The 26958-nt window shown below is 41.0% G+C and carries 28 protein-coding genes, 2 rRNA genes and 1 other annotated feature (1 of these 31 cut by a window edge); of the genes, 1 reads left to right on the forward strand and 29 read right to left on the reverse strand.

The genetic code is table 11. The features are described 5' to 3' along the window. The 4 genes from N4597_RS07240 to N4597_RS07255 all read right to left on the reverse strand — a co-directional run. Positions 1-504, reverse strand: a 23S ribosomal RNA gene (locus N4597_RS07240); it reaches 2414 nt to the left of the window's first position. Between the two features lie 199 nt (positions 505-703). After that, a 16S ribosomal RNA gene (locus N4597_RS07245) occupies positions 704-2266 on the reverse strand. The 16S and 23S rRNA genes sit together here, the layout of an rRNA operon. 474 nt (positions 2267-2740) lie before the next feature. Then, on the reverse strand, positions 2741-3478 hold the full coding sequence (locus N4597_RS07250; RefSeq protein WP_056976369.1) for an amino acid ABC transporter ATP-binding protein: 738 nt from the start codon (positions 3476-3478) through the stop codon (positions 2741-2743). Continuing rightward, a complete protein-coding gene (locus N4597_RS07255) occupies positions 3471-4967 on the reverse strand; it encodes an ABC transporter substrate-binding protein/permease (protein WP_260903149.1) in 1497 nt (498 codons plus the stop codon). Before N4597_RS07255 ends, N4597_RS07250 begins: the two co-directional genes overlap by 8 nt. Before the next feature lie 269 nt (positions 4968-5236). On the opposite strand from N4597_RS07255, the gene N4597_RS07260 reads away from it, so the two are divergent. Further along, a complete protein-coding gene (locus N4597_RS07260; protein ID WP_167588933.1) occupies positions 5237-5386 on the forward strand; it encodes an SPJ_0845 family protein in 150 nt (49 codons plus the stop codon). A gap of 70 nt (positions 5387-5456) precedes the next feature. Here the strand turns inward: N4597_RS07260 and N4597_RS07265 are convergent, their stop codons facing one another. From N4597_RS07265 to N4597_RS07385, 25 genes are all read right to left on the reverse strand, one after another. After that, complete coding sequence (locus N4597_RS07265; protein ID WP_260903152.1) at positions 5457-5756, reverse strand: nucleoside triphosphate pyrophosphohydrolase family protein; 300 nt, start codon at positions 5754-5756, stop codon at positions 5457-5459. 1 nt (position 5757) lies between these two features. Further along, positions 5758-6360, reverse strand: a complete 603-nt coding sequence (gene yihA / locus N4597_RS07270; protein ID WP_260903153.1) for a ribosome biogenesis GTP-binding protein YihA/YsxC — start codon at positions 6358-6360, stop codon at positions 5758-5760. Between the two features lie 130 nt (positions 6361-6490). Continuing rightward, entirely contained in the window at positions 6491-6667 is a 177-nt protein-coding gene (rpmF, locus tag N4597_RS07275; protein ID WP_082174174.1) for a 50S ribosomal protein L32, read from the reverse strand. Positions 6668-6743: 76 nt separating this feature from the next. After that, a complete protein-coding gene (locus tag N4597_RS07280; protein WP_056976373.1) occupies positions 6744-7298 on the reverse strand; it encodes a DUF177 domain-containing protein in 555 nt (184 codons plus the stop codon). 79 nt (positions 7299-7377) lie between these two features. After that, positions 7378-8526: a nucleotidyltransferase gene (locus tag N4597_RS07285; RefSeq protein ID WP_260905255.1), complete on the reverse strand. Its 1149-nt coding sequence runs from the start codon at positions 8524-8526 to the stop codon at positions 7378-7380. Between the two features lie 9 nt (positions 8527-8535). After that, on the reverse strand, positions 8536-9267 hold the full coding sequence (locus N4597_RS07290) for a class I SAM-dependent DNA methyltransferase (protein ID WP_056976375.1): 732 nt from the start codon (positions 9265-9267) through the stop codon (positions 8536-8538). Beyond that, the gene (gene rsfS / locus N4597_RS07295; RefSeq protein ID WP_050611067.1) at positions 9267-9623 is read right to left on the reverse strand and encodes a ribosome silencing factor; all 357 of its coding nucleotides are present in this window, start codon (positions 9621-9623) and stop codon (positions 9267-9269) included. The genes N4597_RS07290 and rsfS overlap by 1 nt, the downstream gene beginning before the upstream one ends. Further along, a complete protein-coding gene (gene yqeK / locus N4597_RS07300) occupies positions 9616-10236 on the reverse strand; it encodes a bis(5'-nucleosyl)-tetraphosphatase (symmetrical) YqeK (RefSeq protein ID WP_050611068.1) in 621 nt (206 codons plus the stop codon). The genes rsfS and yqeK overlap by 8 nt, the downstream gene beginning before the upstream one ends. Then, entirely contained in the window at positions 10229-10864 is a 636-nt protein-coding gene (locus N4597_RS07305; RefSeq protein WP_050611069.1) for a nicotinate-nucleotide adenylyltransferase, read from the reverse strand. The genes yqeK and N4597_RS07305 overlap by 8 nt, the downstream gene beginning before the upstream one ends. 21 nt (positions 10865-10885) lie before the next feature. Then, positions 10886-11200, reverse strand: a complete 315-nt coding sequence (gene yhbY, locus N4597_RS07310; RefSeq protein ID WP_050611070.1) for a ribosome assembly RNA-binding protein YhbY — start codon at positions 11198-11200, stop codon at positions 10886-10888. Between the two features lie 11 nt (positions 11201-11211). Further along, complete coding sequence (gene yqeH / locus N4597_RS07315; protein ID WP_260903164.1) at positions 11212-12330, reverse strand: ribosome biogenesis GTPase YqeH; 1119 nt, start codon at positions 12328-12330, stop codon at positions 11212-11214. Beyond that, positions 12323-12856 carry a YqeG family HAD IIIA-type phosphatase gene (locus N4597_RS07320; protein ID WP_050611072.1) on the reverse strand — a complete coding sequence of 178 codons (534 nt, stop codon included), beginning with the start codon at positions 12854-12856 and terminating at the stop codon, positions 12323-12325. The genes yqeH and N4597_RS07320 overlap by 8 nt, the downstream gene beginning before the upstream one ends. Positions 12857-13030: 174 nt before the next feature. After that, complete coding sequence (rplT, locus tag N4597_RS07325) at positions 13031-13390, reverse strand: 50S ribosomal protein L20 (protein ID WP_050611073.1); 360 nt, start codon at positions 13388-13390, stop codon at positions 13031-13033. Positions 13391-13507: 117 nt separating this feature from the next. After that, entirely contained in the window at positions 13508-13708 is a 201-nt protein-coding gene (gene rpmI, locus N4597_RS07330; protein ID WP_003699793.1) for a 50S ribosomal protein L35, read from the reverse strand. A 31-nt stretch (positions 13709-13739) separates the two neighbouring features. Next, positions 13740-14240: a translation initiation factor IF-3 gene (gene infC, locus N4597_RS07335; RefSeq protein ID WP_050611074.1), complete on the reverse strand. Its 501-nt coding sequence runs from the start codon at positions 14238-14240 to the stop codon at positions 13740-13742. A gap of 46 nt (positions 14241-14286) precedes the next feature. After that, positions 14287-14417, reverse strand: a sequence feature (ribosomal protein L20 leader region). 43 nt (positions 14418-14460) lie between these two features. Next, positions 14461-16407, reverse strand: a complete 1947-nt coding sequence (gene thrS / locus N4597_RS07340) for a threonine--tRNA ligase (RefSeq protein ID WP_056976385.1) — start codon at positions 16405-16407, stop codon at positions 14461-14463. 294 nt (positions 16408-16701) lie between these two features. After that, positions 16702-17625: a primosomal protein DnaI gene (dnaI, locus tag N4597_RS07345; RefSeq protein WP_260903176.1), complete on the reverse strand. Its 924-nt coding sequence runs from the start codon at positions 17623-17625 to the stop codon at positions 16702-16704. Between the two features lie 10 nt (positions 17626-17635). After that, the gene (locus N4597_RS07350) at positions 17636-19015 is read right to left on the reverse strand and encodes a replication initiation and membrane attachment family protein (RefSeq protein ID WP_094051171.1); all 1380 of its coding nucleotides are present in this window, start codon (positions 19013-19015) and stop codon (positions 17636-17638) included. Positions 19016-19039: 24 nt separating this feature from the next. Then, positions 19040-19501: a transcriptional regulator NrdR gene (gene nrdR, locus N4597_RS07355; protein ID WP_089144915.1), complete on the reverse strand. Its 462-nt coding sequence runs from the start codon at positions 19499-19501 to the stop codon at positions 19040-19042. Positions 19502-19541: 40 nt separating this feature from the next. Then, positions 19542-20141, reverse strand: a complete 600-nt coding sequence (coaE, locus tag N4597_RS07360; RefSeq protein ID WP_260903178.1) for a dephospho-CoA kinase — start codon at positions 20139-20141, stop codon at positions 19542-19544. 1 nt (position 20142) lies between these two features. Beyond that, entirely contained in the window at positions 20143-20970 is an 828-nt protein-coding gene (gene mutM, locus N4597_RS07365; protein ID WP_089144913.1) for a DNA-formamidopyrimidine glycosylase, read from the reverse strand. 12 nt (positions 20971-20982) lie between these two features. Beyond that, positions 20983-23634, reverse strand: coding sequence for a DNA polymerase I (polA, locus tag N4597_RS07370; RefSeq protein ID WP_260903179.1), 2652 nt, complete (start codon positions 23632-23634; stop codon positions 20983-20985). Between the two features lie 142 nt (positions 23635-23776). Next, complete coding sequence (locus tag N4597_RS07375) at positions 23777-24481, reverse strand: Bax inhibitor-1/YccA family protein (RefSeq protein ID WP_089144911.1); 705 nt, start codon at positions 24479-24481, stop codon at positions 23777-23779. Then, positions 24474-24965, reverse strand: a complete 492-nt coding sequence (locus N4597_RS07380; protein ID WP_050611083.1) for a MaoC/PaaZ C-terminal domain-containing protein — start codon at positions 24963-24965, stop codon at positions 24474-24476. The genes N4597_RS07375 and N4597_RS07380 overlap by 8 nt, the downstream gene beginning before the upstream one ends. An 82-nt stretch (positions 24966-25047) precedes the next feature. Further along, on the reverse strand, positions 25048-26682 hold the full coding sequence (locus tag N4597_RS07385; RefSeq protein WP_260903181.1) for a peptide ABC transporter substrate-binding protein: 1635 nt from the start codon (positions 26680-26682) through the stop codon (positions 25048-25050). Positions 26683-26958 lie beyond the last annotated feature (276 nt).

A 26958-nucleotide genomic window follows, 5' to 3' on the forward strand; every position in this document is an offset into this window, starting at 1 on the left:
TACTGGTTCACTATCGGTCACTAGGTAGTATTTAGCCTTGGGAGATGGTCCTCCCGGATTCCGACGGAGTTTCACGTGTTCCGCCGTACTCAGGATCCTGGACAGAGGAGACTTAATTTCGTTTACAGGGCTCTCACCTTCTCTGGCTGATTTTCCCAAATCATTCAACTATCAAATCTCTTGGTAACTCTAAAGTCCAGTCCTACAACCCCGAGAAGCAAGCTTCTCGGTTTGGGCTCTTCCCTCTTCGCTCGCCGCTACTGGGGGAATCGAATTTCTTTCTCTTCCTATGGGTACTTAGATGTTTCAGTTCCCCACGTCTACCTTCAACTAAGCTATGAATTCACTTAGCGATAACAGGCCGTTAGGCCTGCTGGGTTGCCCCATTCGGAAATCTCCGGTTCACAGTTTACTTACAACTCCCCGAAGCATATCGCAGTTAGTCACGTCCTTCATCGGCTCCTAGTGCCAAGGCATCCACCATGCGCCCTTAATAACTTAACCTCGCTTAATAATTTAAGCTATGAGTTTGCGATTAAGAACTAATTCTTGTTTTAACTCTTTAAAACGCGGTGTTTTCTCGGTTTTTCATTAAATAAGAAATAGAATAAATATCTAGTTTTCAAAGAACAAGTTTGAGAGTAGAACTCTCAAAACTAAACAAAGTTTTAAACCCCGTGTAGGTTTCCGTAATTTTCCTTAGAAAGGAGGTGATCCAGCCGCAGGTTCTCCTACGGCTACCTTGTTACGACTTCACCCCAATCATCTGTCCCACCTTAGACGGCTAGCTCCTAAAAGGTTACCCCACCGGCTTTGGGTGTTACAAACTCTCATGGTGTGACGGGCGGTGTGTACAAGGCCCGGGAACGTATTCACCGCGACATGCTGATTCGCGATTACTAGCGATTCCGACTTCATGCAGGCGAGTTGCAGCCTACAATCCGAACTGAGAACGGCTTTAAGAGATTAGCTTGCCCTCGCGAGTTTGCGACTCGTTGTACCGTCCATTGTAGCACGTGTGTAGCCCAGGTCATAAGGGGCATGATGACTTGACGTCGTCCCCACCTTCCTCCGGTTTGTCACCGGCAGTCTCGCCAGAGTGCCCAACTTAATGCTGGCAACTGACAACAAGGGTTGCGCTCGTTGCGGGACTTAACCCAACATCTCACGACACGAGCTGACGACAGCCATGCACCACCTGTCATTTTGTCCCCGAAGGGAAAATCTTATCTCTAAGATGGTCAAAAGATGTCAAGACCTGGTAAGGTTCTTCGCGTTGCTTCGAATTAAACCACATGCTCCACCGCTTGTGCGGGCCCCCGTCAATTCCTTTGAGTTTCAACCTTGCGGTCGTACTCCCCAGGCGGAATGCTTATTGCGTTAGCTGCAGCACTGAAGGGCGGAAACCCTCCAACACTTAGCATTCATCGTTTACGGTGTGGACTACCAGGGTATCTAATCCTGTTTGCTACCCACACTTTCGAACCTCAGCGTCAGTTACAGACCAGAGAGCCGCTTTCGCCACTGGTGTTCTTCCATATATCTACGCATTTCACCGCTACACATGGAGTTCCACTCTCCTCTTCTGCACTCAAGTCCTCCAGTTTCCAATGCAATTCTTCGGTTAAGCCGAAGGCTTTCACATCAGACTTAAAGGACCGCCTGCGTTCCCTTTACGCCCAATAAATCCGGACAACGCTTGCCACCTACGTATTACCGCGGCTGCTGGCACGTAGTTAGCCGTGGCTTTCTGGTTAGATACCGTCAATACAAGAACAGTTACTCTCTCGCATGTTCTTCTCTAACAACAGAGTTTTACGATCCGAAGACCTTCTTCACTCACGCGGCGTTGCTCCATCAGGCTTGCGCCCATTGTGGAAGATTCCCTACTGCTGCCTCCCGTAGGAGTTTGGGCCGTGTCTCAGTCCCAATGTGGCCGATCAACCTCTCAGTTCGGCTACGTATCATTACCTTGGTAGGCCGTTACCCCACCAACAAGTTAATACGCCGCGGGTCCATCCAAAAGTGATAGCCGAAACCATCTTTTACATAATGACCATGCGGTCATCATGGTTATGCGGTATTAGCACCTGTTTCCAAGTGTTATCCCCCTCTTTTGGGCAGGTTACCCACGTGTTACTCACCCGTTCGCCACTCAATTTTCAATCGGTGTAGCAAGCTACGATGATTGAAAAAAGCGTTCGACTTGCATGTATTAGGCACGCCGCCAGCGTTCGTCCTGAGCCAGGATCAAACTCTCATTTTAGAATTTGTGACTCATTTTTATACTAGCGAATTGACTTCGCAAATGTTTTTGCAGTTGTTTCCAACTGACCCTACACATTTGGTTTGTCTAAAACTTTGTTCAGTTTTCAAAGATCTACTCAAATGCCATCACCAATTAACAGTAGCGACAACTCTTAAAATTCTAACAGCTATCACTTTAACTGTCAAGAATTATTTTTAACAATCATTAAAAATAATTTCTAGCGACAACTATTTCAGTTTACTCAACTTTCATGTATCTGTCAAGTGTTTTTTATCTTAACTGACTAAAAGTGATTTAAACTGGATTAACCACCGGATTAATATCTTAAGCAGTCGACTTTTATATCATACCTGCTTTAAGCAACTTAGTCAACACTTTTTTATATAGATTAGCAATTAAATAACAATTTAAATCATAAAAAAATAGGGCAACGAATCTTCTATGATTCATTACCCTATTTCTATCCCTACTTTACAGAATCTTATTCAAAAAATCTTTCGCCCGTTCTGACTTAGGGTTACTGAAGAATTCATCTGGACTTGCTACTTCTTGAATATAACCATCAGCCATAAACCATACCTGGTCTGCTACTTCTTTTGCAAATCCCATTTCATGAGTGACTACAATCATCGTCATCCCTGAATCGGCTAAATCACGCATAACTTTTAAAACTTCCCCAACCATTTCTGGGTCTAGCGCACTAGTTGGTTCGTCAAACAGCATTACTTCTGGATTCATCGCTAAAGCTCGCGCAATTGCTACCCGTTGTTGTTGTCCCCCAGATAAACTTTGAGGAAATTGGCTGGCTTTATCCGCTAGTCCTACTTTGGCTAGTAACTCTTTAGCAGTTGTTTCTGCCTCAGTTTCACTAACCCCCTTAACTTTCATTGGCGCCAACTTGATATTTTCCAAAACGGTCATGTTAGGGAAGAGGTTGAAGCTTTGAAAAACCATCCCCATCTTTTCTCTTAATACATTTAGCTCTTTATCTGAAATATTGGTTAGTTCACTACCTTCAAAAATTACCTTCCCCGCCGTTGGTTTTTCTAACACATTTAGGCACCGTAAAAAGGTACTTTTTCCTGAACCGGATGGTCCAATTACACAAATAACTTGACCTTGTTCTACCTTTTCAGAGATATCTTTTAAGACTTCGTTTTTTCCATAAACCTTTTTTAAGTTCTTAACTTCAACTATTGTTTTAGGCATGTTTCATCTTCCCTTCAAAATAGTTTAATACTTTCGATAACGTAAATGTTACTACAAAGTAAATCAACATCGTGATAAATAGTGGCATTACCCCTTTATAGGTTGCTGATTGTACTAATTGGGTCTGATACATTAAATCACCTACACCAATAACTGAAACAATCGAACTTTCCTTGATTAAAGTGATAAATTCATTACCTAATGCTGGCCAAATGTTCTTGATGGCTTGGGGAATGACAACGTATTGGTAGGTTTGCTTTTGACTCAAACCTAAACTTCTAGCTGCTTCTGTTTGACCGATAGCAATCGATTCAATCCCGGATCTAATAACCTCTGCTACGTAAGCGGCGGAGTTTAGTGACACCGCAATAATCCCTGCTACTAATGCTGGTAAGGATTGGATAATCGCCCCAACCCCAAAGTAAACAAACATTACTTGCACCATCAATGGAGTTCCCCGGATAAATTCAATGTAGGCAACAGCTAGACTGTGTAAAATTTTGCCGTTTGACAAGCGCATTAAAGCTAAAAGGACCCCTAAGATAAAGCCGAAGAAAACAGCCACCACAGTAATTAATAAGGTGTATTCCAAGCCCTTAGCGAAGTAAGTCCAGTAGTTCAACATTGTATTTTGCTTACTTGCTGTTTGCATATATTGGGCTGCGTTAGGAACATATTGTTGGTCGATTAAATCAGCCTTCTTAACATCCGCAATCGTCTTGTTAGCTGCTGCAACTAGACTAGCAGACCCCTTAGGAAAAGCAATCGCAGTCCCGGTTTCATTCGTATTGACTTTAACTTTTGAATTAAAAGCGTATAAATTACTATTGTTTTGAACATAGGCCTTAGCCGTTGCCTCTTCCATTAAGACCCCTGCGACTTTGCCAGATTGTAAAGCTAAAATTAGGTTATTTAATTTAGCCAACCCTTTAACCTTGGCACCATCCATTTGTTTTTGGATTAAGGAGTATTCTAACGTCCCATTTTGTGCCCCAACAGTTTGGCCGGAAAAACTGTCTTTCGTTGTGTACTTAGTCTTATCTTTTTTATTGATAACAATATACTTGCCACCAGTATAATAGATATTTGAAAAATCTACGCTCTTTTGTCTTTCCGGAGTTGGGTTCATTCCGGAAATAACCGCGTCAACTTTATGAGTTTCAAGTGCTACTAATAATGAATCAAAGTTCATATTCTTAATTACTAACTTTACACCCATATCTTTTGCAAATTGCTTAGCTAGATCAATATCAATCCCAACATACTTTGTTTTGCCATCAACTTTAGCCGTAAATTCATAAGGTGGATAGTCGGCACTTAGCCCTACTACCAAAGTCCCCTTATCTTTTACTTTTTGTAGCGAATCGTCAGTTGTTTGACTACTATTAGTTGCTGCCCCCTCATTATCAGCAGCTTTGATTTGACTGACAGGTATAAATAGCGTTACTAACAATGTAAATAATATCAATAATTGCTTTAGTTTTTTCATAAGCTCTCCCTCTTTTTATTTCCTGATGATGTGTCTTAGTATACTATCTAATGGTTATTTATGCAATATAAAACGATAAAATGAATATAAAATGTAAATATTCATTTTGCTTGTTCCCACGTCCAGCCCTATAAATCCCGCTTAATTTATGATTTATCCTTTAATTCAGGCTAATTATTAAGTAAAAAATATGCAGTAAGCCTTAGGCTGACTAATTGAATTTTTCAACCAAAACTGTTATTCTTGAGAAAAAATAGGGAGTGACTACCATGAGTTTAAAGGTTAATCAACAAGTCGATCTTGAAACCTTATTCAATAAATTTGCGCTTGATCCAATAGAACCACCTAAAAAAAAGGCTGATTCCAAACAAGCAGAAGCTGCTGACAAGAGCGAAAAAAAGCCTCGTTCTAAAAACTAAGCTAGCTAACTTTACTAAAAAATCTACGTACTATGAACTAGTGTGAGTTTATAGTACGTAGATTTTTAATTTATTTAGCTGGTGAATATCCGTCTGGATAACGCTTGTTTAAGGTTTCAATATTATTTTTAGCCACTTCATCGAAAGGAATATCGGCCCACTGAGCAATCTGCGACAAATACCACAAGACATCTCCTATCTCATGAATCATTTTGTCCCTATCTAATTCCTTACCTTTGAAAGTATAATCTTTAATCAAATAAATTAACTGCCCTGCTTCTCCTGCTAAGCCCAAGGCACAATTAGTTAATACCTGCTCATTTCCGTATAGGGTCCGGTTTGCTTTTTCTTGATACTCGTTAAATTCCAAGTTAATTAGCCCCACTTTCTAATTGAGCTTGTTGTTCAATCCAAGCCCAAATATCTTCTTTACCTTGTTTAGTTACCGCAGAAAACAACACTAACTGATCCTTGCCGGTTAACTTCAAGGTCTTTTTAATCGTACTTTCTGCCTTGTTCCATTTACTCTTAGGGATCTTATCGAGTTTAGTTCCCACAACCAGTAATGGCAAATTATAGTAGTGCAAGAATTCTACCATCTGTTGGTCTAACTTAGTTGGCTCGTGTCGTGCATCAACTAGTGAAATTACCCCTTTTAACTCCTGACGTTTTTCAAAATAAGTTTCTAGCATCCGGCCCCATTTTTCCCGTTCCTTTTGCGAAACCTTTGCATAACCATAGCCAGGTACATCTACAAAATATAATTCATCTTCAATATTGTAAAAATTCAGGGTTTGAGTCTTACCAGGTTGACTTGAAGTCCGTGCATAATTTTTCCGGTTGATTAAACTATTGATTAACGATGATTTACCAACATTAGACCGCCCTGCCAAAGCAATTTCTGGATACCCTTTATCCGGATATTGTTCAGGCTTAACGGCACTAATCGTTAGTTCTACATTATGTACTTGCATTCAAAAGAAACCTCTCTATCCTTTAGTTATCACCAACCATTTTACCATACTTATAAACGACTAGCGAAAATAAAAAATAACCCTCGAAAAACACCCATATGTAGCGCTTTTCGAGGGTTACTTTCAATCATTATTTAACTTTTACGACTTCTTTATCACCGTAGTAGCCACAGTTTGAGCATACGTGGTGAGACTTACGTAATTCGCCACAGTTAGGGCATGCACTCATGCCTGGCGCTGTAAGCTTGTAGTGAGTCCGACGTAATCTTTTACGTGTCTTAGATGTTTTACGTGCTGGTACAGCCATTGGGAAAACACCTCCTTAATCTATTTCAAAAATATCCAACAAAAAGAATTTTACTTGTTCTAGCCAAAATTTGCAACTAATCTTCTTGATTTTCTCCAAAAAAATCGGCTAACTTCGCTAACCTAGGATCAAGTGTTTTTTCATCTTTTCGTAGTTGTTCCAACTGACTTTCACTGACAACCCGCCAGTCCTGGCCCGAAGGCATCTGCTTGGACTGAGCTTGTTGCTCTGCTTTTGTCAACACCTGCATAGGAATTTGCAATAAAATATTATCTTCAATTACTCTGTCAAAATCAAGGATATCCTTGTCTAACACAATCACGACGTCAGTATCTTCAAAGCCTGACAAATCATGCTCATGGTAGGAGACATAGTGTTCCGTGACTTCAAATGAAAGTGGCAACACCGTTGGTTCAAGTGATCTAGTAGACGGCAAAGTCAACTCGACTTGGACCTTGAAATAACCTAAAACTCCTAATTTATCCACGGAAAAAAGCCCTTGAACAGCAACCTTAGAAGCAGAAATTATCTCTGGACGCCGCTTTTTTAAAGCTGAAGTTAAATCAAGCTCTTCGTTAACCATAATCGGTTCACTGCCGGCTTGACGTAACTCATTTAGTGACCATTTCATGCTATTTTCCTCCTAATGCAACAAAATTTATTATACTTGGGTCAAAATACTTTGTCAATGCTTTTTCCTTGACACCCCTCTAAAAAATGCGCAGTGGCGCCTTTTTCAAGTCCTGCTCTTTACCAGTTAGACTTTGATAAAGCTTCCCTACCCGGTAATCTACCGCTAATGGCCCCTTAGCATCTTTTTGGGTAACCTTGGTTACTAACGGATAAGTAAACTGTTTTTTCTTAGCGTTCAGGTATTCTTGGCCCCGCTTGGTAAAGCCTAAAAGCCTAAAATAAGGGGCTTCATTATAACTTGTGATATCTTCAGTTTGTAAGTTCAATAACATTGCAACCGCCAGGCGGGCTAACCTTGTATAGGTAAAACGCTTGGTTTTGACTGCGTGCAACCAATCATCGAAGCTACTACCATGGGCCAGCTCATTAGCCTTTTGGACTAACCGGTACTCTATCCCCTCGGCCATCCCGTAAATATTAGCTAACTCCTTAGGCGTAGTTGTTAATAACTTATAGCGCAAAAACGGCCAGAAATCATCCCAAAAAACTAAGGAGTTAGCACTCAGGTCGGCATAGGTTTCATGTGGAACATAGGTCCTTAATTCAGCTAGCCGCCCTTGTTGGTAATTGCTTCTAATCGCTGAGGCGCTTGCTATCTGTTGACCAGCTTTCAAGGCCAACTCGTGATAACCAGCTTGGATTCTTTGAATAGGTTGCAACTTTAAAGGTGAACCCAGCTTTAAATTAGCCTTAGCATATGCTAAGGCTAATAAATCATTTGGCTCAGCTAACTCATGACCTAAGGCCTGTGTAATCGCAGCTTGAATACTAGCCGCATAAGATTGATTGTACTTTTTAAACTCGCCTTTTAAGCCTTGAACTTGACTAGCATAATTCATAAAATCATATTCTGCATGCTCCGCCCCAAAGACTAGATAATCTACCCCCAAGCTAGCTAATCCGTTGACGCCGTTAAAGGCAAACCTATCTGCAGGCTGAATGCAAGCTTGGGGCGGGAGTTCAATTATTAAATCGACTCCATTTACAAGTGCCTCTTTGGCCCGAGTCCATTTATCTAAGCATGCAGGCTCGCCTCTTTGCAAGAAGTTACCACTCATCACCACCACGATACAAGCCGTGGGTGCCTTTTCTTTAATTACATTTAGTTGGTGTAAATGTCCATTATGAAAGGGATTGTATTCAGTAATAATTCCTACAGCTTCCAGTTTACTCACCTACTTTTGACAAATAAAAAACCATCGTTCATCAGTTTTAGTAGCCTCTTTCCTAGCAAAATCAGCGCTAACTTCCACTTGTTTAAAACCCGCTTGGGCCAACATCGTTTTATACGTCACCAATGGATAGGTCCGCTCATAGTGAAGCTCGCTTAAGCGTTCATAGGCGGCCTTTTTATCATCATAAATAAAAAAGGTTAAATCATGAATAACACTGTGCTCGTCTTGCCCTGAGTAGCTATTCCACAAAAAAGCTTGCTCCTCGTCGCTGTAATTATACATGTAGTCCGGATAAACCACATCGGTCTTGTAGGGGGTAATCACATCAAATAAGAATTTCCCACCTGGCTCTAGGTGTTGGTATACCGCTTGAAAACAAGCTTGTAAATCAGCTTGGGTTGGCAGATAACACAAGGAATCCGCAAAACAAGTAACGTACTCATAATTTTCCAACTGACTCAAATCAGTCATATCGCCTTGATAAAGCTCTAACTCCACCCCCGCTTGACGAGCATGGTAATCAGCCAAAGCTAACATTTCTTCTGATAAATCTAAGCCTGCTACTTGATAACCATTTTGAGCCAAACTAACGGCTAACCTCCCGCTACCACATGCTAAATCTAACAAGTTGGCATTAGCAGGAAGCTGGGTTTTAACTAGGTCTAGCCAATTAGCATACATGTCTGGATCCATTAACTCATCATACAACTGTGCGAAGGTCGTATAAATCATTAGTCTTTCACCCAGTCAGAAACATCCACTAGTGGTGCTTCAGCCCATAATTTTTCTAAGTTATAAAATTGTCTTGTTTCTGTTCTAAAGACATGGACCACCACGTCACCAAAGTCCAATAGTACCCAGTTAGCCGCGTTTTTACCTTCAATATCACGAACTTGTACGCCAGCTGCTGCAACCTTTTCTTCAATCTCATCGGCAATCGCTTTTACTTGCCGTTCTGAATTGGCTTGCATAATAACAAAATAGTCAGCTAATAAACTAACATTTGCTACGTCTAAGGCCACAATTTCTTCGGCCCGCTTACTATCTGCTGCTTTTACAACTGTTTCTAATAATTCTTTGCTATCCATTAAAATCCTCCATATTTTTACCAGCGACATAGGCATTATAGGTTAAAATAGCCGCTGGGTAGATTGTTTTATTTTGTGCCAGTAAATACTCTAAGGTATGTTTAGTTTCATAAGCCACTGCTAAATCTAAATCTTTTTCAGCTAATTTTCGGGCTAGTTCAACCCCCGGAAAATCACGGCCAGCCTCGATAAAGTCGGCTACATAGATAATTTTATCAAGGGTCGTCATAACGGCCGCGCCCACCGTATGCTTTCTCACCGCATTTAAGACGCGTTCATCATTAATGTTTAACTCGGCTTTGATAATTTCGGCCCCAACCACTCCGTGCCAAATGAAGTTATTCCAGTTCAATAAATCCTGATCTAAACCATTGGCCATAATAACTTGCTTGAAGTCAGCGTCACTTCTTTCTTTAGCATAGTCGTGGACCAAGGCAGCGATACTAGCTAGTTCCTCATCTTCATTAAATCTAAGTGCAAGTTTCCTAGCAGCCTGCTCAACGCCTAAAATATGCTTATAACGATACTCACTGACACTAGCCGCTACCCGGGTTAATAATTCTTCACGCTTATTGCTTGGAAAAATTCCCTCTTTATATATTAACTCATTCACGATATAACCCTTCTTTATCAATATATTGCGCTACCCCATCCGTTACAAGATATTTGATTGAACATCCTTGCGCTACTTTTTGCCTAATTAGTGATGAACTAACTCCGATTGTAGGAACATCTACCCACAAGAGTGGATACTTACTAGTCCGTTTAAAACCCTCACGACTAACTGCTACGAACTGAATCATTTTAACTAACTCATCAATTCGATACCACTTAGGTAAATATTCGACCATGTCGCCACCTATGATAAAGTAATAATCATTTTCTGGGTGAAGCTGCTTTAGGTACTTAACGGTATCATAACTGTAAGATACCCCGCCTCGCTTCAGTTCAATATCTTCTATCCCTAACTTAGGGTTACCCTCGACACTTAGTTTCACCATTTCTAAGCGTTGCTTTGCCGCAATTGTTTCCTTAGTGTCTACATGGGGCGGCAGATTATCTGGCATCAGCAAGACCTCATCTAAATCTAGTTGATCTAAGACTTGATCCGCCATTACCAGGTGACCTAGGTGAGGCGGGTTAAACGTCCCCCCAAGTAAGCCAACTTTTTTCTTAGGCCCCTGGTAGTCCACCTGACTCAAAACTGCTACCTGTGGTGTTTTAACTGTACAAACCGTCACCGAAAACACTTCCTAGTTCTTCTATAATTTGGCCACTTCTAGCGAATATGACCGGTGTTCTTTTTTCTTAGCGGGACAATACAAGACCAAAACATGTCCAATTGTTTGTACCACTTGAATTTGACTGTGCGCTTCAATAAATTCCTTTACTTCAGCCACTTCCACCATCGTATTTTGTAATAAATTAATTTTTAATAACTCTCTTTTTTCGATTGCATCTTCAATCTGTTTGAGCCAGTTGGCACTAAGTCCATCCTTACCCACTTGAAATAAGGGCCGCATCTCGTGTGCTTGACTCCTTAGATACCGTTTTTGTTTTCCTCTTAATTCTGCCATCATTTTCCTCCTTAAACCATCGCCCGTCTTAAGACAACCGCAACTCCTTCAGGAGCCCAGCCTGCCACAACGGCTCCTGCTTTAACCGTAATCCAACCTAAACCAGCAAAGACTAAGTCGCTTTTAACATCGACTTTAAACTCAAATCTCACTAACTTAGGAAACTTGGCTAACTCATCTTTACTTGGTGGAGCTAACAATTCCCCTGCGTGCTTATCATAAAAACTAGCCGCATTTTGCGTCTTGGTTCTGTGAATCATTAGGTTATTATCTAGATAAGCAACTACCCCTTGCTTAGGTCCTGCTAAATAATCAAACCGCGCTAACGCCCCTAAAAAGAGGGTTTGGCCTTCATTTAACTGATAAACCTTAGGCTTAATTTCCTTTTGAGGACTAGCCAATTTCAATGTTTTAGCAGACAAGTAGTGGGCCATTTGGTGACGGTGAATAATCCCTGGGGTATCAATTAAATCATGTCCATCGCCAAAGGGAATTTCAATCCGATCTAACGTCGTTCCTGGGAAGCGTGAGGTGGTAATTAAATCACTAATGCCCGTTTTTTGCTTGATAATTTGGTTAATTAATGTCGACTTCCCGACGTTAGTAACACCCACAACGTATACATCTCGCCCTTGCCGGTACTTATCAATTAAGGCTAACAACCGGTCAATCGAATGGTTTTTCTTAGCACTTGTCAAAACAACCTCTAGCGGCCGTAACCCTTGCTTATTGGCTTCCTGTCTAACCCAATCTTGCAACTTAGAGCGTTTTAAAGACTTAGGCAACAAGTCTTCCTTATTTCCCACCATCAAAACGGGATTATTGCCTACGAAGCGATGCAGACCAGGAATTAATGAACCATTAAAATCAAAAATATCGATTACGTTTACTATTAAGGCGTCTGCTTCGCCAATACGGTTTAATAAGGCCAAGAAATCATCGTCGGTTAAAGAAACATCTGCCACCTCATTATAATGTCTTAACCTAAAACAACGTTGGCAGTAAACTTCATTGGTATCTAAAGCTTTTTCCAAAGCAGATTTCGGTGTAAACCCTGGTTGGTTCTTATCCACGGTTTGAATCTTTGCCCCACAACCAATACAATATAAAGCTTCATTTAATTCAGTCATTTAGTGTATGCCCCCAACTTTCCTTTAAGTCACCTTGTTTTAGTAATTGCTTTTTCACAATTTTTTCAATCCCGCGATTAATCCGTGTATTCCACGCATCAGTTTGAACGATTGGCTTAACTAATATACTACGAATGTTAGTATGGTTAGCAGCAGCAATGTCTGTTAAGAGTTGGTCACCCACCAGCACTAATTCACTATCTTGCACGTCAAATTGTTTCTTCGCCAGCTTAATGCCACGTCCTAATGGTTTTAGGGCCCGGGAAATAAACGGCAAGCCAAAAGGTGCCACCGCCTTTTTTACCCGCTGATGATTGTTATTAGAAACAACCACCACCGGAAGTTCGGCCTTCTTCATGACCTCTAACCATTCACGTAATTGGGGGGTGCCCAAAGGATTATTCCAGGCAATCAATGTATTATCCAGGTCAGTTAACACTACCTTAATTCCCCGTGCCTTTAATTCTGCCGGTTGCAAATCATAAATTGACTCTATCATCCAAGTTGGTTTGAATTTATTAAACATCCTTCCCTACTAGTCACTCAAACTAGCTTTTCCTTCCTAAAAATTTATCTTTCTTAATTATAGTTGATTATTTATAAAATAGGCAACTTATCCGCTAACCTATTAAGAAATTCTCACCTAAAATAAAAGGGCCATACCATTGCTGGCACAGCCCTTTACCTTATTAACTAGTGCTTATTTTGCTAAAGCCTTCTTAGCTTCTTCAACGATTGCAGTAAATGCAGCTGCATCGTTAACTGCAAGGTCAGCTAACATCTTACGGTTAACATCAATTTCAGCTAACTTCAAACCGTGCATTAACTTGCTGTAGCTAATATCATTCATACGTGCTGCAGCGTTAATCCGTGCAATCCATAATTTACGGAAGTTTGACTTAGTCTTACGACGATCACGGAATGCATATTGGTATGACTTCATAACTTGTTGCTTAGCAACCTTGAATTGAATATGCTTTGAACCGCGGTAACCTTTAGCTAATTTTAAGACGCGCTTACGACGTTTACGCGTAACTGTTCCACCTTTAACACGTGGCATGTGAATTCCTCCTTAAAAGTAAACAAACAATTTGTCTGTTTTAGCCATCTCATTGGGCTAGATAATCTATAACTGTGCTTTCTACTGGCACTACAGTGTAAAACGAACAATGAAAGTTTATTTCATTTGGGAAAGCATTTGCTTGATACGTTTCATATCTGAAGCAGATACCATTGATGCCTTGCGCAATTGGCGACGTTGCTTCTTAGTCTTACCGTGGAAACGGTGTGATGTGTAGGCGTTTGAACGCTTCAAACCACCATTTCCTGTACGCTTAAAGCGTTTTGCTGATGCGCGGTGTGTCTTTTGTTTTGGCATGATACAATCTTCCTCCTAGATATTTTAGCTGTTATTTTTCAGCCTTAGGTGCGAGCATTAAGAACATGCTACGCCCATCCATTTTTGGTTTTGATTCAACAGTGGCCACTTCTTTTGTCTCCTCTGCGAACCGATTAAGAACGTCACGACCAATTTCCTTATGGGTAATCGCCCGACCCTTAAACCGAATCGAAACCTTAACTTTATCACCCTTAGCAAGGAATTTTTGTGCATTCTTCATCTTCGTGTTGAAGTCATTCGTGTCAATCGTTGGGCTTAAGCGGACTTCCTTAACGTTAACCACTTTTTGCTTCTTCCGAGCTTCACGCTGTTTCTTCTGCAACTCAAAACGATACTTCCCATAATCCATGATCTTGGCAACAGGCGGCTTCGCTTTGGGTGCCACTAACACAAGGTCTAAGTTAGCTTGGTCTGCTAACTGTAATGCTTCTTGCTTGGTTTTTACCCCAAGTTGAGAACCATCAACTGCTATTAAACGTAATTCGCGTGCGCGAATACCGTCATTTACCATCTTATCAACTGCTATGGCGTTTCACCTCCAAATAATCTCAGAGAAAATGCAGAAAAAAACGGGCATCTATCACTAGACGCCCGCACTAATCCGTTTTTATCGGAATTAATTTCAGTTATCCTTGCCCAGGAACTCACTTATTCCTTAGGCGAGAAGCGGGAGCCTCTGCTTTTTTCTCAACTTTTACATAGTAACAAAGATTACTAAGTCTTGTCAAGGCTTAATTTTCTTTTCGTGAGTATGATTCGATATCGCGACTCAACATTGCCATAAAGTCAGCTTGACTCATAGCTTGAGTTTGTTCTTCACCATACTTACGTACAGTTACAGTTTCTTCGGCCTTTTCGTTATCACCAACTACTAAAGTGTATGGAACCTTATTAACTTGCGCTTGCCGAATCTTGTAACCCATCTTTTCGTTACGATCATCGATTGAAACCCGGATATGGTGAGCTGCTAACTTACTTTGAAGTTGCTTAGCGTAATCGAAGTGTAATTCATTTTTAACCGGGATAATTTCAACTTGCTTTGGTGCCAACCAAGTTGGGAAAGCCCCCTTGTAAATTTCGGTTAGGTAGGCTGTGAACCGTTCCATTGTTGAAACAATTCCCCGGTGAACCATAACTGGGCGGTGTTCTTGCCCATCGGCCCCAATGTATGATAGGTCGAAGCGTTCAGGTAATAAGAAGTCCAATTGGATGGTTGACAATGTTTCTTCGCCACCCAGAGCAGTTCTTGTTTGCACGTCAATCTTAGGACCATAGAATGCAGCTTCACCTTCTGCTTCAAAGTATTCTAAGCCCATATCATCCATAGCAGCTTTTAACTTGCTTTGAGATTTTTCCCACATTTCGTCGTCATCGAAATACTTTTCAGTATTTTCTGGATCCCGGTAACTAAGACGGAAACGATAGTCAGTGATATCAAAGTCATGGTAAACTTCTGTCATCAGTTGAATCAAGGTCTTAATTTCATCTTCGATGTGATCTGGTTCGATGAAGTCATGACCATCATTTAGCGTCATTTCCCGTACACGGGATAAACCAGTCAAGGCCCCGGATTTCTCATAACGGTGCATCATCCCTAATTCTGCGATTCGAAGTGGTAATTCCCGGTATGAACGCTTGTGGTGGTTGAAGACTTGAATGTGAGATGGGCAGTTCATTGGCCGTAATTCAAGCATTTCACCATCACCCATATCCATTGGTGGGAACATATCTTCACGGTAGTGGTCCCAGTGGCCGGATTGCTTATAGAGATCTAAGTTAGCTAAAACTGGGGTATAAACGTGTTGGAAGCCCCAAGCTACTTCTTTATCGATGATGTAACGTTCAATTGCCCGTCTGATTGTAGCACCGTTAGGCATCCAGTATGGCAATCCTGCCCCAACCTTAGGGTCAACAAAGAACAAGTCCAACTTGTTACCGATTACCCGGTGGTCACGTTCACGTGCCTCTTGTTGCCGCACTAACTCTGCATCCAAGTCTTTTTGCTTCAAGAAGGCAGTCCCATAAACCCGTTGAAGCATTGGATTACTTGAGGCACCCTTCCAGTAGGCACCAGCTACTGATAGAATCTTAAAGACCTTAACAGCCCCTGTCTTTTCAAGGGTCACAACATTAGAGAAGTCTACAAAATCGCCTAACTTCTTACCAATTACTTGACCTTCTTGTGCTTGTTCTTCAACCAACTCTGTTTGATAAGGGTCACCGGCTACTAATTTTAACGCTTCTTCTTTTGAGTAGCTGACTGTTTCAATCTCTAAGTTAGCCTTTACCAATTCCTTCATTTTGGCTTCAATTTTTTCAAAGTCTGTTTCTGCCACTTGGCCTGCTTGGTTATCGGTATCGAAGTAGAAACCATGTTCAGTTTCTTGACCTTGACCAAAGTGCATTTCTGGATAAAGTTGCTTTAAAGCGGCAGCTAACACTTTAGAAGCTGTATTCCATAAAACAACTAACCCTTCGTCAGAATCCTTAGTGATAATTTCAAGCGCTCCATCTTCTGTTAAGCCTGCTTGGTAGGCAACTAGCTTACCATTGTACTTACCAGCTACTGCCTTTTTGGCAAGGCTGATTGAAATTGACTCAGCAATTTCTTTCGTTGTAACACCAGCTGCAAATTCTTTGACAGCACCATCTGGAAAAGTTACTTTAATTTGTCCCATTCTGCTTCCTCCTAGAATTGATAAATAAAAAAGTCCCTAGTATCTACTGATACTAGGGACGTCATTAACGTGGTTCCACCCGATTTTTAAGGCTAGACTAAGCCTAACCTCCTCAAGTCCGTTGTTAACGGGTTCGACCCGGCCCAACTTTTCATTGGGCTCTTAAAATAAGAGCGGCAAAAAATTTACTGCGAGGTTTTCAGTCACGCCCTCGCTCCCTGCTTAAATTTCATTTAACTCTTACACGATTTAACTATATTTAAGCACTATCTAAAAAAGATTGCAAGCTTAAATTTACTTTTGTCTACGATTAGGCCCCTCTACCAAATACTCACTGGCCAAAAAGCGGATTCGTTCCATGATTCTGCGCGCCTTGACAGGCTCTGCTTCCCCCCGGTTATTGACCGTTAAATATTCACTTTCTAGCTGGGCCATCGCTAGGTTGGAACTAAAAAAGGTTGGTAGTTCTTCTTGCATGCGGTATTGGAGAATAACCCCTAACACATCATCACGCAACCAAGAACTAAGCTGTTCTGCCCCAATATCGTCTAGCATTAATACCGGTGCTTTTTTGATTTCATCAATTAGCTGCTTAGTGTTATTTTCACCAATCGCACTTTTTATTTCAACCGCAAAGGAAGGAAAATGAACCAAGGTACTTTTAAAACCATTAGCTGCTAATTCGTTGGCAATCGCAGCTAATAAAAACGTTTTGCCCACGCCAAATTTCCCTTGGAGATACATTCCCTTATGAAACTCCTGTGGTTGTTCTTGATAGGCATCAATAAAAGCTAGCGCCGCCATTAAAACGTCTTGGCGCTTGGTTTGATCATAATCTTCGATACGTGCCCGCCTAATACTCTTAGGCATATTAATTGTCCGCACCCGCGTCTGTCTAGCTAATTGTTCCCTTTGAGCTAGCAATTCAGCCGTTGGTACATAGTTAACCTCTATCCTATGCTGCGAAATCATTAAACTAGGTGAATAACCCTGCATGGGAATTTCTTTTCCCTGGGCAATATTTTCCTTAATTTTAACGTACTCGTATAGTTTGCTAGCACTTCTTTCGATATCTTCTTGGGTCAATTCAGCCCGGTGTGCTTGCAGAAAAGTTTTTACATCAGGGTCTGCTAATGCTTTAGTGACTAACTTCTGGTAGCGTTGCCGCATATCAGTCGTCCTCATTTTTTCCTGCAATACCTTACCTACATTTTCCACTAGCCTCACCTCAACTTTCCGATTTCTTCTTAGCATTAATCTTAGCCATTAACTGCTCAATTTGCTTACTCTTAGCCGGGTCATCAGGCGTGTCCTTTTCTTGATAATCAGGTTTTGCCCAAGCTGGTAAGCTCTCCTTTTGAATAACCCGTCTTTTAACTGGTTGAAACTTCGTTTGCTTAGCTTGTTTATCTTTACGTTGATAAAAACTCCTTACCTGTCTAATAGCATCTTCGGGATTGCTAATTTGTTTTTTAGCCCAATCTGCTGCAATACTTTCAAAATTAGAGCCAAAGTAAGGTTTATTTTGATCTGACAATAGGTAGTGAATCAAAATATTAATCACCGCATTAGGTAGGCTTTGTCGTTCGACTAAATTTTGAACCAAGTAGCGCTCATTTTTAGTCGCAAAGGTACCCATGTCCGTCTTTAATTTCTCTAAAAATTCAAGGGGTAAGTAGGCCCGACAAGCTGCTATTAATTGTAAATCTTCAGTGGTCATTCCACTATTATCCACCTTGGCAGGCGGTGCCACTTCTGTTTGGATACTGGCCTTTAAATTTAACCGACTCTCAAACTGCTGGTTAGCTAATTGCTTAAATTTCAGCAAGTCAACTTGCCCTGTTTGGACATTGGCCGCCTGCTCTAGCAGCTGCACTATCTGTAACTCATCTAAGCCATAAAGGAGGTGGACCGTTTTTAGGGCATCATAGTGCTCTACTAATACCTGGGCATTTATAAAGGATTTAGTCAATAGTTGCTGTAAGAACTGCTTGTCTAGGTCATCTTCTAAATTAGCAACCACCTTACTTGCAGCAACTTTTTGCCCACCAATCACTTTGGGGGTATATAAATTATCTGTCTGTGTTAACTTATACACCTCTAATAAATTTTTGGTAATTTCCACCGCCTGAGGGTGATTTAGTTGCTTAGGATTGTACTTTCTTTCGAGTTGTTCAAATTGTCTTTGCCCCACCGTTTCCAACAGCAAGGCGGCCATCAAATCATCAGTAAAAAAGCTCTGCCCCATCAATGGTTGTTGGACTTCATAGATGTAGAGCTTGCCTAAAGAATCCTCTTGCATATAAGTTTTCAAAAGGCCTAGGGCCTCTAACTTAATGCGCGCCTCATAAAAAGTTGGCAAATCTACACCTAGGTTCACCAGTAATTCTTTATGCGCCTTGCGCTTAGACAAAAGTGGCTTATAATCAACATTGGCGCTCAAAAAGGCATACACCCCGTAAGCACTTACCCCCATTAATGGCTGGTACAATGGTAATGCCTGGCTGACCATTTCTAGATTCAACCAGGTCTTAGCCGTTATTATAAAACCGGCTTGCACATCCAAGTCTTTCCAGCCGGCAACAATTTCACGCCCGCTCCTTAACATCGCCTCTACCTTCTTTATTAATTATTAATGATGCTCTCTATCCATCAATTCATTTAATTCATCAGCAAAAGCACGCATATCCTTAAATTGGCGGTAAACACTGGCAAAGCGAATATAGGTTATCTCGTCAACATCTACCAAGATATCCATTATATACTGTCCAATTGCTTGGCTAGAGATTTCGTTTCCCCCAACTGCTCGGACCTTAGCTTCAACTTGATCAACAATTTTCGTTATTTCATCCATGCCAACAGGCCGTTTTTCAGCCGCCCGCATAATCCCCCGTAAGATTTTATCACGACTAAACTCTTCACGCGTTCCATTTCTTTTAATTACTAGTAATGGGGTTACTTCAATTCGTTCAAAGGTTGTAAACCGATAACCACACTGTTCGCATTCACGGCGCCGCCGAATAGCATGCCCATCATCAGCGGGCCGACTATCTACTACCCGTGAACTATTATTATGACACTGGGGACACTTCATTGTTCCTCACCTCAGTATTAATTCTTAAAATTTATGCAAATCAGCATAAAGCTTCTATCTTAAGCCATTTTAGCACTTGTTGATAGGTTTCAGCAACGCTTTTAGAATTGTCAATTAAAACATCCGCTAACTCATTACGCTTACTTGCTGGCAACTGGTTAGCAATTCTTTTATGAGCTTCAGCTGCGCTTAGATTATCCCGCTTCATTACCCGTTCAAGTTGCAACTTGCTTGGGATTGTTACTACCATTACTTTGTCACATAAAGTCTGATATCCTGTTTCAAACAGGAGGGGGATATCTAAAACAACCAGTTTAACTTGGGCTTTTTTAGCTGCCTCTATTTCACGTAAAATCTCTGCCCTAATTAGCGGCCCGGTAATGTCGGTTAGGTTTTTGAGCAATTCCTTATTGCTAAAAACTAACTTACCTAATTTCTTACGGTCTAATTCACCGCTGGCAGTAAGGATTTCTTCACCAAACTTAGCCACAATCTGCTTTAAACCACTACTCCTTTTAGCCACCACCTGCCTAGCAATCAAATCAGCATCTATAATCAAGGCACCATTTTGGGCTAAATAAGCACTAACAGTCGATTTACCACTGGCAATTCCACCGGTTAATCCTAAAATATAAGTCATTTTACTTCACCTGTTGACAGTGAGGGCAAAAATGCGTCCCCCGTTGTGCGAGCACTATTTTTTCGATTGGCGTTTGACAGCGAGGACAAGGCTTGCCTGTCTGACCGTAAGCATGTAGAGCGAATTGGAAGGAACCCGTCTGCTCAAAGGCATCGGTATATGAACGAATGGTGGTTCCCCCTGCTTCAACTGCTTTGCTTAACTCCTCAATTGTGTTGTCATGAATCGCTTGGGCTTGCTTGCTGGTTAACTGGTTACAAGGGGTAGCGGGATGGACCTTACTTAACCATAAAATTTCATCAGCATAAATATTACCAATGCCCACCACTAAATTTTGATCTAATAAAGCCGGTTTGATGGCCTTTTTCTTTTTTTGCAACTGTTCATAAAATGTTGCAAAGGAAAATTCAGCCGCGGTCGGTTCAGGTCCTAGTTTGGCTAAAGACTTGACCGTCTGCTCACTTCCAGTCTGCACTAATTGCATGCGCCCAAACTTCCGCACGTCATTGTAACGCAACTGGCGCCCGTCAGCCAAAGTAAAAATAACGTGCGTGTGTTTTTCAACAGGCGCGTCCGCTTGTCTGACAAAATATTTACCTTCCATCCGTAAATGCGAAATCACAGTCCACTCATTACTAAAACGTAACAGCAAAAATTTCCCCCGTCGGTCAATTCGCTCTAGCGTCTGCCCGGTTAAACGCTGCTTGAATTCATCACTAGCTCCTATAATCATTTTCGGATATAAAACTTCTACTTGGCTCACCTTACTTCCAGCTACTAAAGACATTAAGCCCCGTCTAACTGTTTCAACTTCTGGTAACTCTGGCATTTAATTTCCCCCTTACTTAGCATCGAACCAACTGCGTCCATGCTTGCTTTCAACTTTTAACGGCACCGTTAATTTAACCGCCGAATCCATCACCTCTGGGACTAGGCGTTCTAAAATTGGAATTTCTTCTTTTGGCGCTTCAAAAATCAATTCATCATGCACTTGGAGTAACATTTTTGCAGCTAAGTTTTCTTTAGCCAACATCTCGTTCATCCTAATCATGGCAACTTTGATAATGTCTGCTGCACTCCCTTGAATTGGCGTATTCATTGCAGTTCGCTCAGCAAATGACCGTAAATTAAAGTTCTTGGCATGAATGTCGGGCAGATAACGCCGCCGCTTAAACAAGGTTTCGACATAGCCTTGCTTCTTAGCTAGTGCAACACTCTTTTGCATATATTGATGCACCCCAGGAAAGGCGGCAAAGTAGTTATCAATAAATGTCTTTGCCTCTTTATTGGTAATCCCAATGTTTCTAGCTAACCCAAAATCACTAATCCCATAAACAATTCCAAAGTTAACGGCCTTAGCTTGTCGCCTTAAATTAGGGGTTACTTCATCCGGACTATCTAAGTTAAAAATATTCATTGCGGTGTTGGCATGGATATCGAGCCCACTCTTGAAGGCCGCTTGCATGTTTTCATCTCCCGAAATATGAGCTAGAACCCGTAATTCGATTTGTGAGTAATCGGAAGAAAAAATCTCCCAGCCGGGCTTACTTGGAACAAAGGCCTGGCGAATCTTCCTACCTTCCTCTAACCTAACCGGAATATTTTGCAAATTAGGATCTACAGACGACAATCTTCCCGTGGCAGTTAGGGTTTGCGTATAACGCGTATGCACCTTATGGTCAGCCTCATCAGCCACTTTTAATAAACCTTCAACATAGGTCGATTGTAACTTGGCTAACTGCCGGTATTGTAAAATATTATCAACGATTGGAGCCTGGCCTTGTAATTTTTCTAAAATTGGAGCAGCGGTCGAATAACCTGTTTTAGTTTTTTTAGCGTAAGGCAAACCTAAATCCTCAAACAAGACCGTGCCTAATTGCTTAGGTGAGTTAATGTTAAATTCCTTACCTGCCTCTTGATAAATAACCTGCTCGATTTCCGCCAACCGCTCTTTAAATTTACTTTGCATGCTTTCTAAACAATCGGTGTCTACTTTAATTCCAGCTAATTCCATTTCCGCCAACACTAACGAAAGTGGTCGTTCCATTTCAAAGTAAAGCTGTTCTTGTTGATTAGCCTTTAACTGCTGGTATAAATCCGCCTTTAATGCCGCAATCGCTTTGACCTTATGAACCAAATGCTTGAAGTAAACAGCATCGTCACTTGGGAGCTTAAATTTTGCCCCCTTACCATAAACCACTTCATCACTGGCTATTTCCTGGTAGCCATGAGCCTGAGCTAAGATTCCTAAATCATTGCTATTTTCACTGTTGTCTAATAAGTAAGACACTAATAGTAGGTCAAAATCCACCCGAGCTAACTCTAACCCTAAGCGCTTTAAGCCTACGTAAGTGCGTTTGCCATCAAAAACGTCTACGGCTTGCTTAGCCAAAAGCTCCTTTAAGGCTGGTTGCTTGAGTAGCTGGCAGTTGCGGCTAACAAAATAACTGTCATCTAGCTTTAAACTAAAGCCGGTTAACTCGGCTTTATGGTAATTAGGACCATCCATTTCTAAATAAAAGGCTACTTCCTTAGGCTGCCGCTCAGAAATCAGGTCCAAATTAGCCGCGGTTAAGACCGTATACTCTAATGGAGCTGCGGTTTTTTCTTCACTTACTTGCATCTTACTTAAGAAGGATTTGAAATCCATCTCTTGATAAAATGCCCGTAACTTCTCATCGTCTACTCCTGCCCACTTCGTATCGGCTAATGAAATTTCTACCGGCGCGTCTTGCCTAATTTCCGCCAAATCCTTGCATAAAAAAGCAACCTCGCGATCGTTGAGCAGATTTTCCTTTAGCTTAGATTGCTTCATTTGCTCGATATTTTGGTAAATTCCCTCAACACTATCATATTGAGTCAGTAACTTAATTGCGGTCTTTTCTCCAACCTTAGTTACCCCCGGATAATTATCGGAACTATCCCCGACCAAGGCCTTCATATCAATAATTTGTCTAGGATTCAACCCCGCAAATTTTTCGGCTATATATTCAGGCGTATAGTATTCAACTTCAGACACACCTTTTTTAGTCACGGCAACCGTTACTTTGTCAGTAGTTAGCTGAGTTAAATCCCGGTCACCTGTCACAATCGTCACCTGGTAGCCTTGATTTTCGGCCGCTTTAGCCATCGTACCAATAATATCATCAGCTTCAAAATTCACTAATTGATAGCTCTTAATCCCATACCCTGCCAACAAATCTGGGAAGTAGGGTAATTGTTCCGTCAATTCCTTAGGCGTTTTATTTCTATTACCCTTATAGGCGGCAAACTTTTCAGTTCTAAATGTTTTTTTCCCGGCATCAAATGCGACTAAGATATTACTTGGCTCCTCCGTCTTTAACAGTTTATCTAACATCGTATTAAAGCCATATAAGGCATTGGTGTGTAAGCCATCATGGTTAGTAAATCTGTCAACCGAATTATATAAAGCATAAAAAGCTCTAAACGCGACACTATTTCCATCAATCAATAGTAATTTTTTTTCAGCCATCAAAAAGCCTCCCGTTACATCTTACTTCCTTTATTTTAACAAAGTTAGCGGGAAAGTAAAAATGAACTGCCGGTTATTAGCCCATAATAAAAGTGCGGATCCTTTGAAATTCAAAAAATCCGCACTTTCTTTTTGATTAACCTTAATCCTTATTTGACCCAATACCAAAAATATTAAGCAATTGAATGAAAAGGTTAATAAAGTCAAGGTAAAGTTGTAATGCCCCCATAATTGCCAAGTTCGTCGTATTAACTTGGTGCCCATATTGAAGGTACATTAACTTAAAGCGCTGAGCATCATAAGCTGTTAACGCACTAAAGATTAATACCCCAATAATTGAGAAGGCAAATTGAATCACCGAACTTTGTAAAAAGAGGTTCACAATCGAAACGACAATCAAAGCAATTAACATTGCCAAGGCATGTCTTCCGATGGTAGCTAAACTTTTTTTAGTATTAGTCCCCATTAAAGCCAGCACTACAAAGACAGTTGCAGCCGAAGCAAAGGCTAGGGTCACACTTTGGGCAGTATACATTGGAATAATGATTCCAAATATTAAGCCTTCAAAGCCGGCATACAGGTAAAGCATTGTCGCACTCGCCACTGGATTGCGGTCGGCTTTAAAACTAATCCCGATTACCAGGGCAAACTGGAGGATAAACAAAATCCAGATTGCCAACTTGTTAGTCGCAAATAAAGTAACAACCTGGCTGTAAAAAACCCCCATTACGAGGTAAGAAACTAAGGCTGAAACTCCGACTGCCGTAGCCATAAAAGCATACATTTTACTCAAAAACCGATTTAAGCCTTGTTCATTAGAAACAATCATTCGCTCTTGGTTATTCATTTATATCAACCCCCTCTAAACTACTGGTTTCATCGAGAGCTAACTGTTCCAATTTAGGTGGACGCACCATGATAACGGCATCTAGGACCCGTTCATCATCCTCATCTACACCTTCAACAGAAATTGTAACGACTTCTTTCATTGTGTCAATTTTTATTACTTCAAAGTCAAAAGTAATAATTTGGTTGTGGTAGACAGGCGAGATTAAGTTCACATCCATATTAACAATTTCACTCCCTGGTCCAGGAAGTAACTTGCTAATCGAGCTAGTAATAATCCCGGTAAGCAAGATTGGTGGTACGATTGTTTGACCGTACTCAGTTTTAGCAGCGTAATCCGGTTGCATATAAAGCGGATTAGTATCATTCGTTAAGCCTAGGTAAAGTAAAATCTCCCGTTCAGAGATCGTTTCCGTGACCGTTAACGAATCGCCTTCCTTTAACTCATCAATCTTTTTTCCTTGCCTATGCACATCTTCAGTCATAAACTGTGACACCTCCAATTAATCTTAAGCTTATCTTACCATATAATTGGAGGTAAAACCAACTAAAGGCGAGGGTTAAAAATTACTTAAGGTAGGCGTACTTATAATTCCATTGTGTTCCTGCCGTATTGTGAATAATCCCCTTGACCCGCTTCTTTTGTAAGTAGGCCGTGGTTTGTTGATACAGTGGGCTAACACCTTGTTGACTGTTAAATAATTTAGCTGCTGCTACTAGATCATTCCACCGTGCCAATTTATCGTTGGCATCTTCGTTAGTTGCCTTAGCAATCAAACGGTCGTATTCCGAATTACTGTAATTTCCATAGTTATAAGATGTTCCTGTTAGTGGAATTTGCAAGAAGGTAATTGGGTCGTTAAAGTCTCCCCCCCAACCAGAAACATAGATATCAAATTCACCTTTACGGGCCCGCTCTAAGGCGCTCTTTCCTGGAATATTTTGGACCTTAACCTTTAAGCCTGGTAACACCTTTGTATATTGAGATTGTAGATACTGCGTTAGTGCATCGTTTGTTGGGGTATCGCTTGAAGCCAGAATGTTAAAGGTTAGCTCTTTAAGCCCCGTTTCTGCCAAACCTTTGCGCCAATACTTTTGGGCTAAGTTAGCGTCATAAGCAACTGTCTTAGTCACGGCTTGTTCCTTGGAAAAATCTACGCCAGTTTGCGGATTTTTAGCTAAATCGTTGGCCACAAAGCCAGTTGGAACCTGAGAACCATCCCCAAAAACTTTCTTTGTCAACACTTTTCGATCTAGTGCCAGCGACAAGGCCCGCCGAATATTTTGGTTATTTAAGGCCTTCTTGTTAGCAGAATTAGTAGCATTGAAGTTATAGGCTAAAAAGGCTACATAAGAATATGGATATTGTTTGAATTCACTACTGTTCTTGTAATTTTTCACCTGCTGACTGGACAAAGGTGTCATGTCTAGCTTGTCTTGCTGATAGAGTTCATAACCCGTGTTAGGATTACTTACCACCTTATAGCTAATCTTATCTAACTTAACTTGTTTTTTATCCCAGTAATTAGGATTTTTTTGAAAACTCCACTTATCCGAAGTCCCCGTCCAGTCCTTAATTACAAACGGACCAGAATAAACCATGTACTTAGAATTAGTGGCATACTTTTTACCGTATTTTTCAACCACCTTTTGATTTTGTGGTCCAAAAAGTGGGTAGGCCATTAAAACCTTAAAGTAAGCGATGGGTTTTTCCAAACTAATCTCTACCGTCTCGTTATCAAGTGCTTTAATACCTAACTGTTCCACCGGTAACTTGCCCTTGCTAATTGCGTCCGCATTTTTAACTCCGGAAAAGAGGTAAGCATAAGGTGAGGCCGTCTTAGGGGTGAGCGACCTCCGCCAAGAATAGACGAAATCTTGAGCAGTAATTTGGTCGCCATTACTCCACTTAGCATTTCTTAAGGTAAATGTCCAAGTTAACCCATCAGCCGAAACAGTTGCTTTTTTAGCCAAGCCTGCAGTTGGCTGACCATTTTTGCCTAATCGATAAAAACTTTCAAATACATTACCTGTTTGCCCATAGCCAGTCGCCTTGGAAATATCAATCGTATCTAATGGTGCGCTAGCAGATAAGCGCAGTTCCTGTTGCTTGCTAGTTGTTTGTTGTTTGCCACAAGCCGTTAAGAATAACCCCGCTAATCCTAATGCCATGACTAACCCAACAATCTTTTTCTTCTGCATAGATCTTCATCCCTTCCCAATTTTATTAGTTACCAAACACAAAAAGGACCTGGATTTCCACAAACGGAAACACAGGTCCACCTACTTTTACTAGTATTAATTACGTTTAGTTAACTTAGGTTTTTTGAAGTGCGTTTCAATTTGTGTAACACAAAGGACATGTTGCCAGTTTGACAACATGAACAAGTCATTGTGTTTACACAAACTAATTTAGTCATTTCACGCACTCCTTTCTCAATCTATGCTTTTAGCATAAGCGTTAACTTACTTTTTGTC

The organism is Ligilactobacillus agilis (assembly GCF_025311475.1).
Taxonomy (GTDB): Bacteria; Bacillota; Bacilli; order Lactobacillales; family Lactobacillaceae; genus Ligilactobacillus; species Ligilactobacillus agilis.

Excerpts from the sequence above, each read along its gene's own strand:
- N4597_RS07250 (WP_056976369.1), bottom strand. The coding sequence starts at position 3,478 with ATGCCTAAAACAATAGTTGAAGTTAAGAACTTAAAAAAGGTTTATGGA.
- N4597_RS07255 (WP_260903149.1), bottom strand. The coding sequence starts at position 4,967 with ATGAAAAAACTAAAGCAATTATTGATATTATTTACATTGTTAGTAACG.
- N4597_RS07260 (WP_167588933.1), top strand. The coding sequence starts at position 5,237 with ATGAGTTTAAAGGTTAATCAACAAGTCGATCTTGAAACCTTATTCAAT.
- yihA (WP_260903153.1), bottom strand. The coding sequence starts at position 6,360 with ATGCAAGTACATAATGTAGAACTAACGATTAGTGCCGTTAAGCCTGAA.
- rpmF (WP_082174174.1), bottom strand. The coding sequence starts at position 6,667 with ATGGCTGTACCAGCACGTAAAACATCTAAGACACGTAAAAGATTACGT.
- N4597_RS07280 (WP_056976373.1), bottom strand. The coding sequence starts at position 7,298 with ATGAAATGGTCACTAAATGAGTTACGTCAAGCCGGCAGTGAACCGATT.
- N4597_RS07290 (WP_056976375.1), bottom strand. The coding sequence starts at position 9,267 with ATGATTTATACGACCTTCGCACAGTTGTATGATGAGTTAATGGATCCA.
- rsfS (WP_050611067.1), bottom strand. The coding sequence starts at position 9,623 with ATGGATAGCAAAGAATTATTAGAAACAGTTGTAAAAGCAGCAGATAGT.
- yhbY (WP_050611070.1), bottom strand. The coding sequence starts at position 11,200 with ATGGCAGAATTAAGAGGAAAACAAAAACGGTATCTAAGGAGTCAAGCA.
- yqeH (WP_260903164.1), bottom strand. The coding sequence starts at position 12,330 with ATGACTGAATTAAATGAAGCTTTATATTGTATTGGTTGTGGGGCAAAG.
- N4597_RS07320 (WP_050611072.1), bottom strand. The coding sequence starts at position 12,856 with ATGTTTAATAAATTCAAACCAACTTGGATGATAGAGTCAATTTATGAT.
- rplT (WP_050611073.1), bottom strand. The coding sequence starts at position 13,390 with ATGCCACGTGTTAAAGGTGGAACAGTTACGCGTAAACGTCGTAAGCGC.
- rpmI (WP_003699793.1), bottom strand. The coding sequence starts at position 13,708 with ATGCCAAAACAAAAGACACACCGCGCATCAGCAAAACGCTTTAAGCGT.
- infC (WP_050611074.1), bottom strand. The coding sequence starts at position 14,240 with ATGGTAAATGACGGTATTCGCGCACGCGAATTACGTTTAATAGCAGTT.
- thrS (WP_056976385.1), bottom strand. The coding sequence starts at position 16,407 with ATGGGACAAATTAAAGTAACTTTTCCAGATGGTGCTGTCAAAGAATTT.
- N4597_RS07350 (WP_094051171.1), bottom strand. The coding sequence starts at position 19,015 with ATGTTAAGGAGCGGGCGTGAAATTGTTGCCGGCTGGAAAGACTTGGAT.
- nrdR (WP_089144915.1), bottom strand. The coding sequence starts at position 19,501 with ATGAAGTGTCCCCAGTGTCATAATAATAGTTCACGGGTAGTAGATAGT.
- coaE (WP_260903178.1), bottom strand. The coding sequence starts at position 20,141 with ATGACTTATATTTTAGGATTAACCGGTGGAATTGCCAGTGGTAAATCG.
- mutM (WP_089144913.1), bottom strand. The coding sequence starts at position 20,970 with ATGCCAGAGTTACCAGAAGTTGAAACAGTTAGACGGGGCTTAATGTCT.
- polA (WP_260903179.1), bottom strand. The coding sequence starts at position 23,634 with ATGGCTGAAAAAAAATTACTATTGATTGATGGAAATAGTGTCGCGTTT.
- N4597_RS07375 (WP_089144911.1), bottom strand. The coding sequence starts at position 24,481 with ATGAATAACCAAGAGCGAATGATTGTTTCTAATGAACAAGGCTTAAAT.
- N4597_RS07380 (WP_050611083.1), bottom strand. The coding sequence starts at position 24,965 with ATGACTGAAGATGTGCATAGGCAAGGAAAAAAGATTGATGAGTTAAAG.
- N4597_RS07385 (WP_260903181.1), bottom strand. The coding sequence starts at position 26,682 with ATGCAGAAGAAAAAGATTGTTGGGTTAGTCATGGCATTAGGATTAGCG.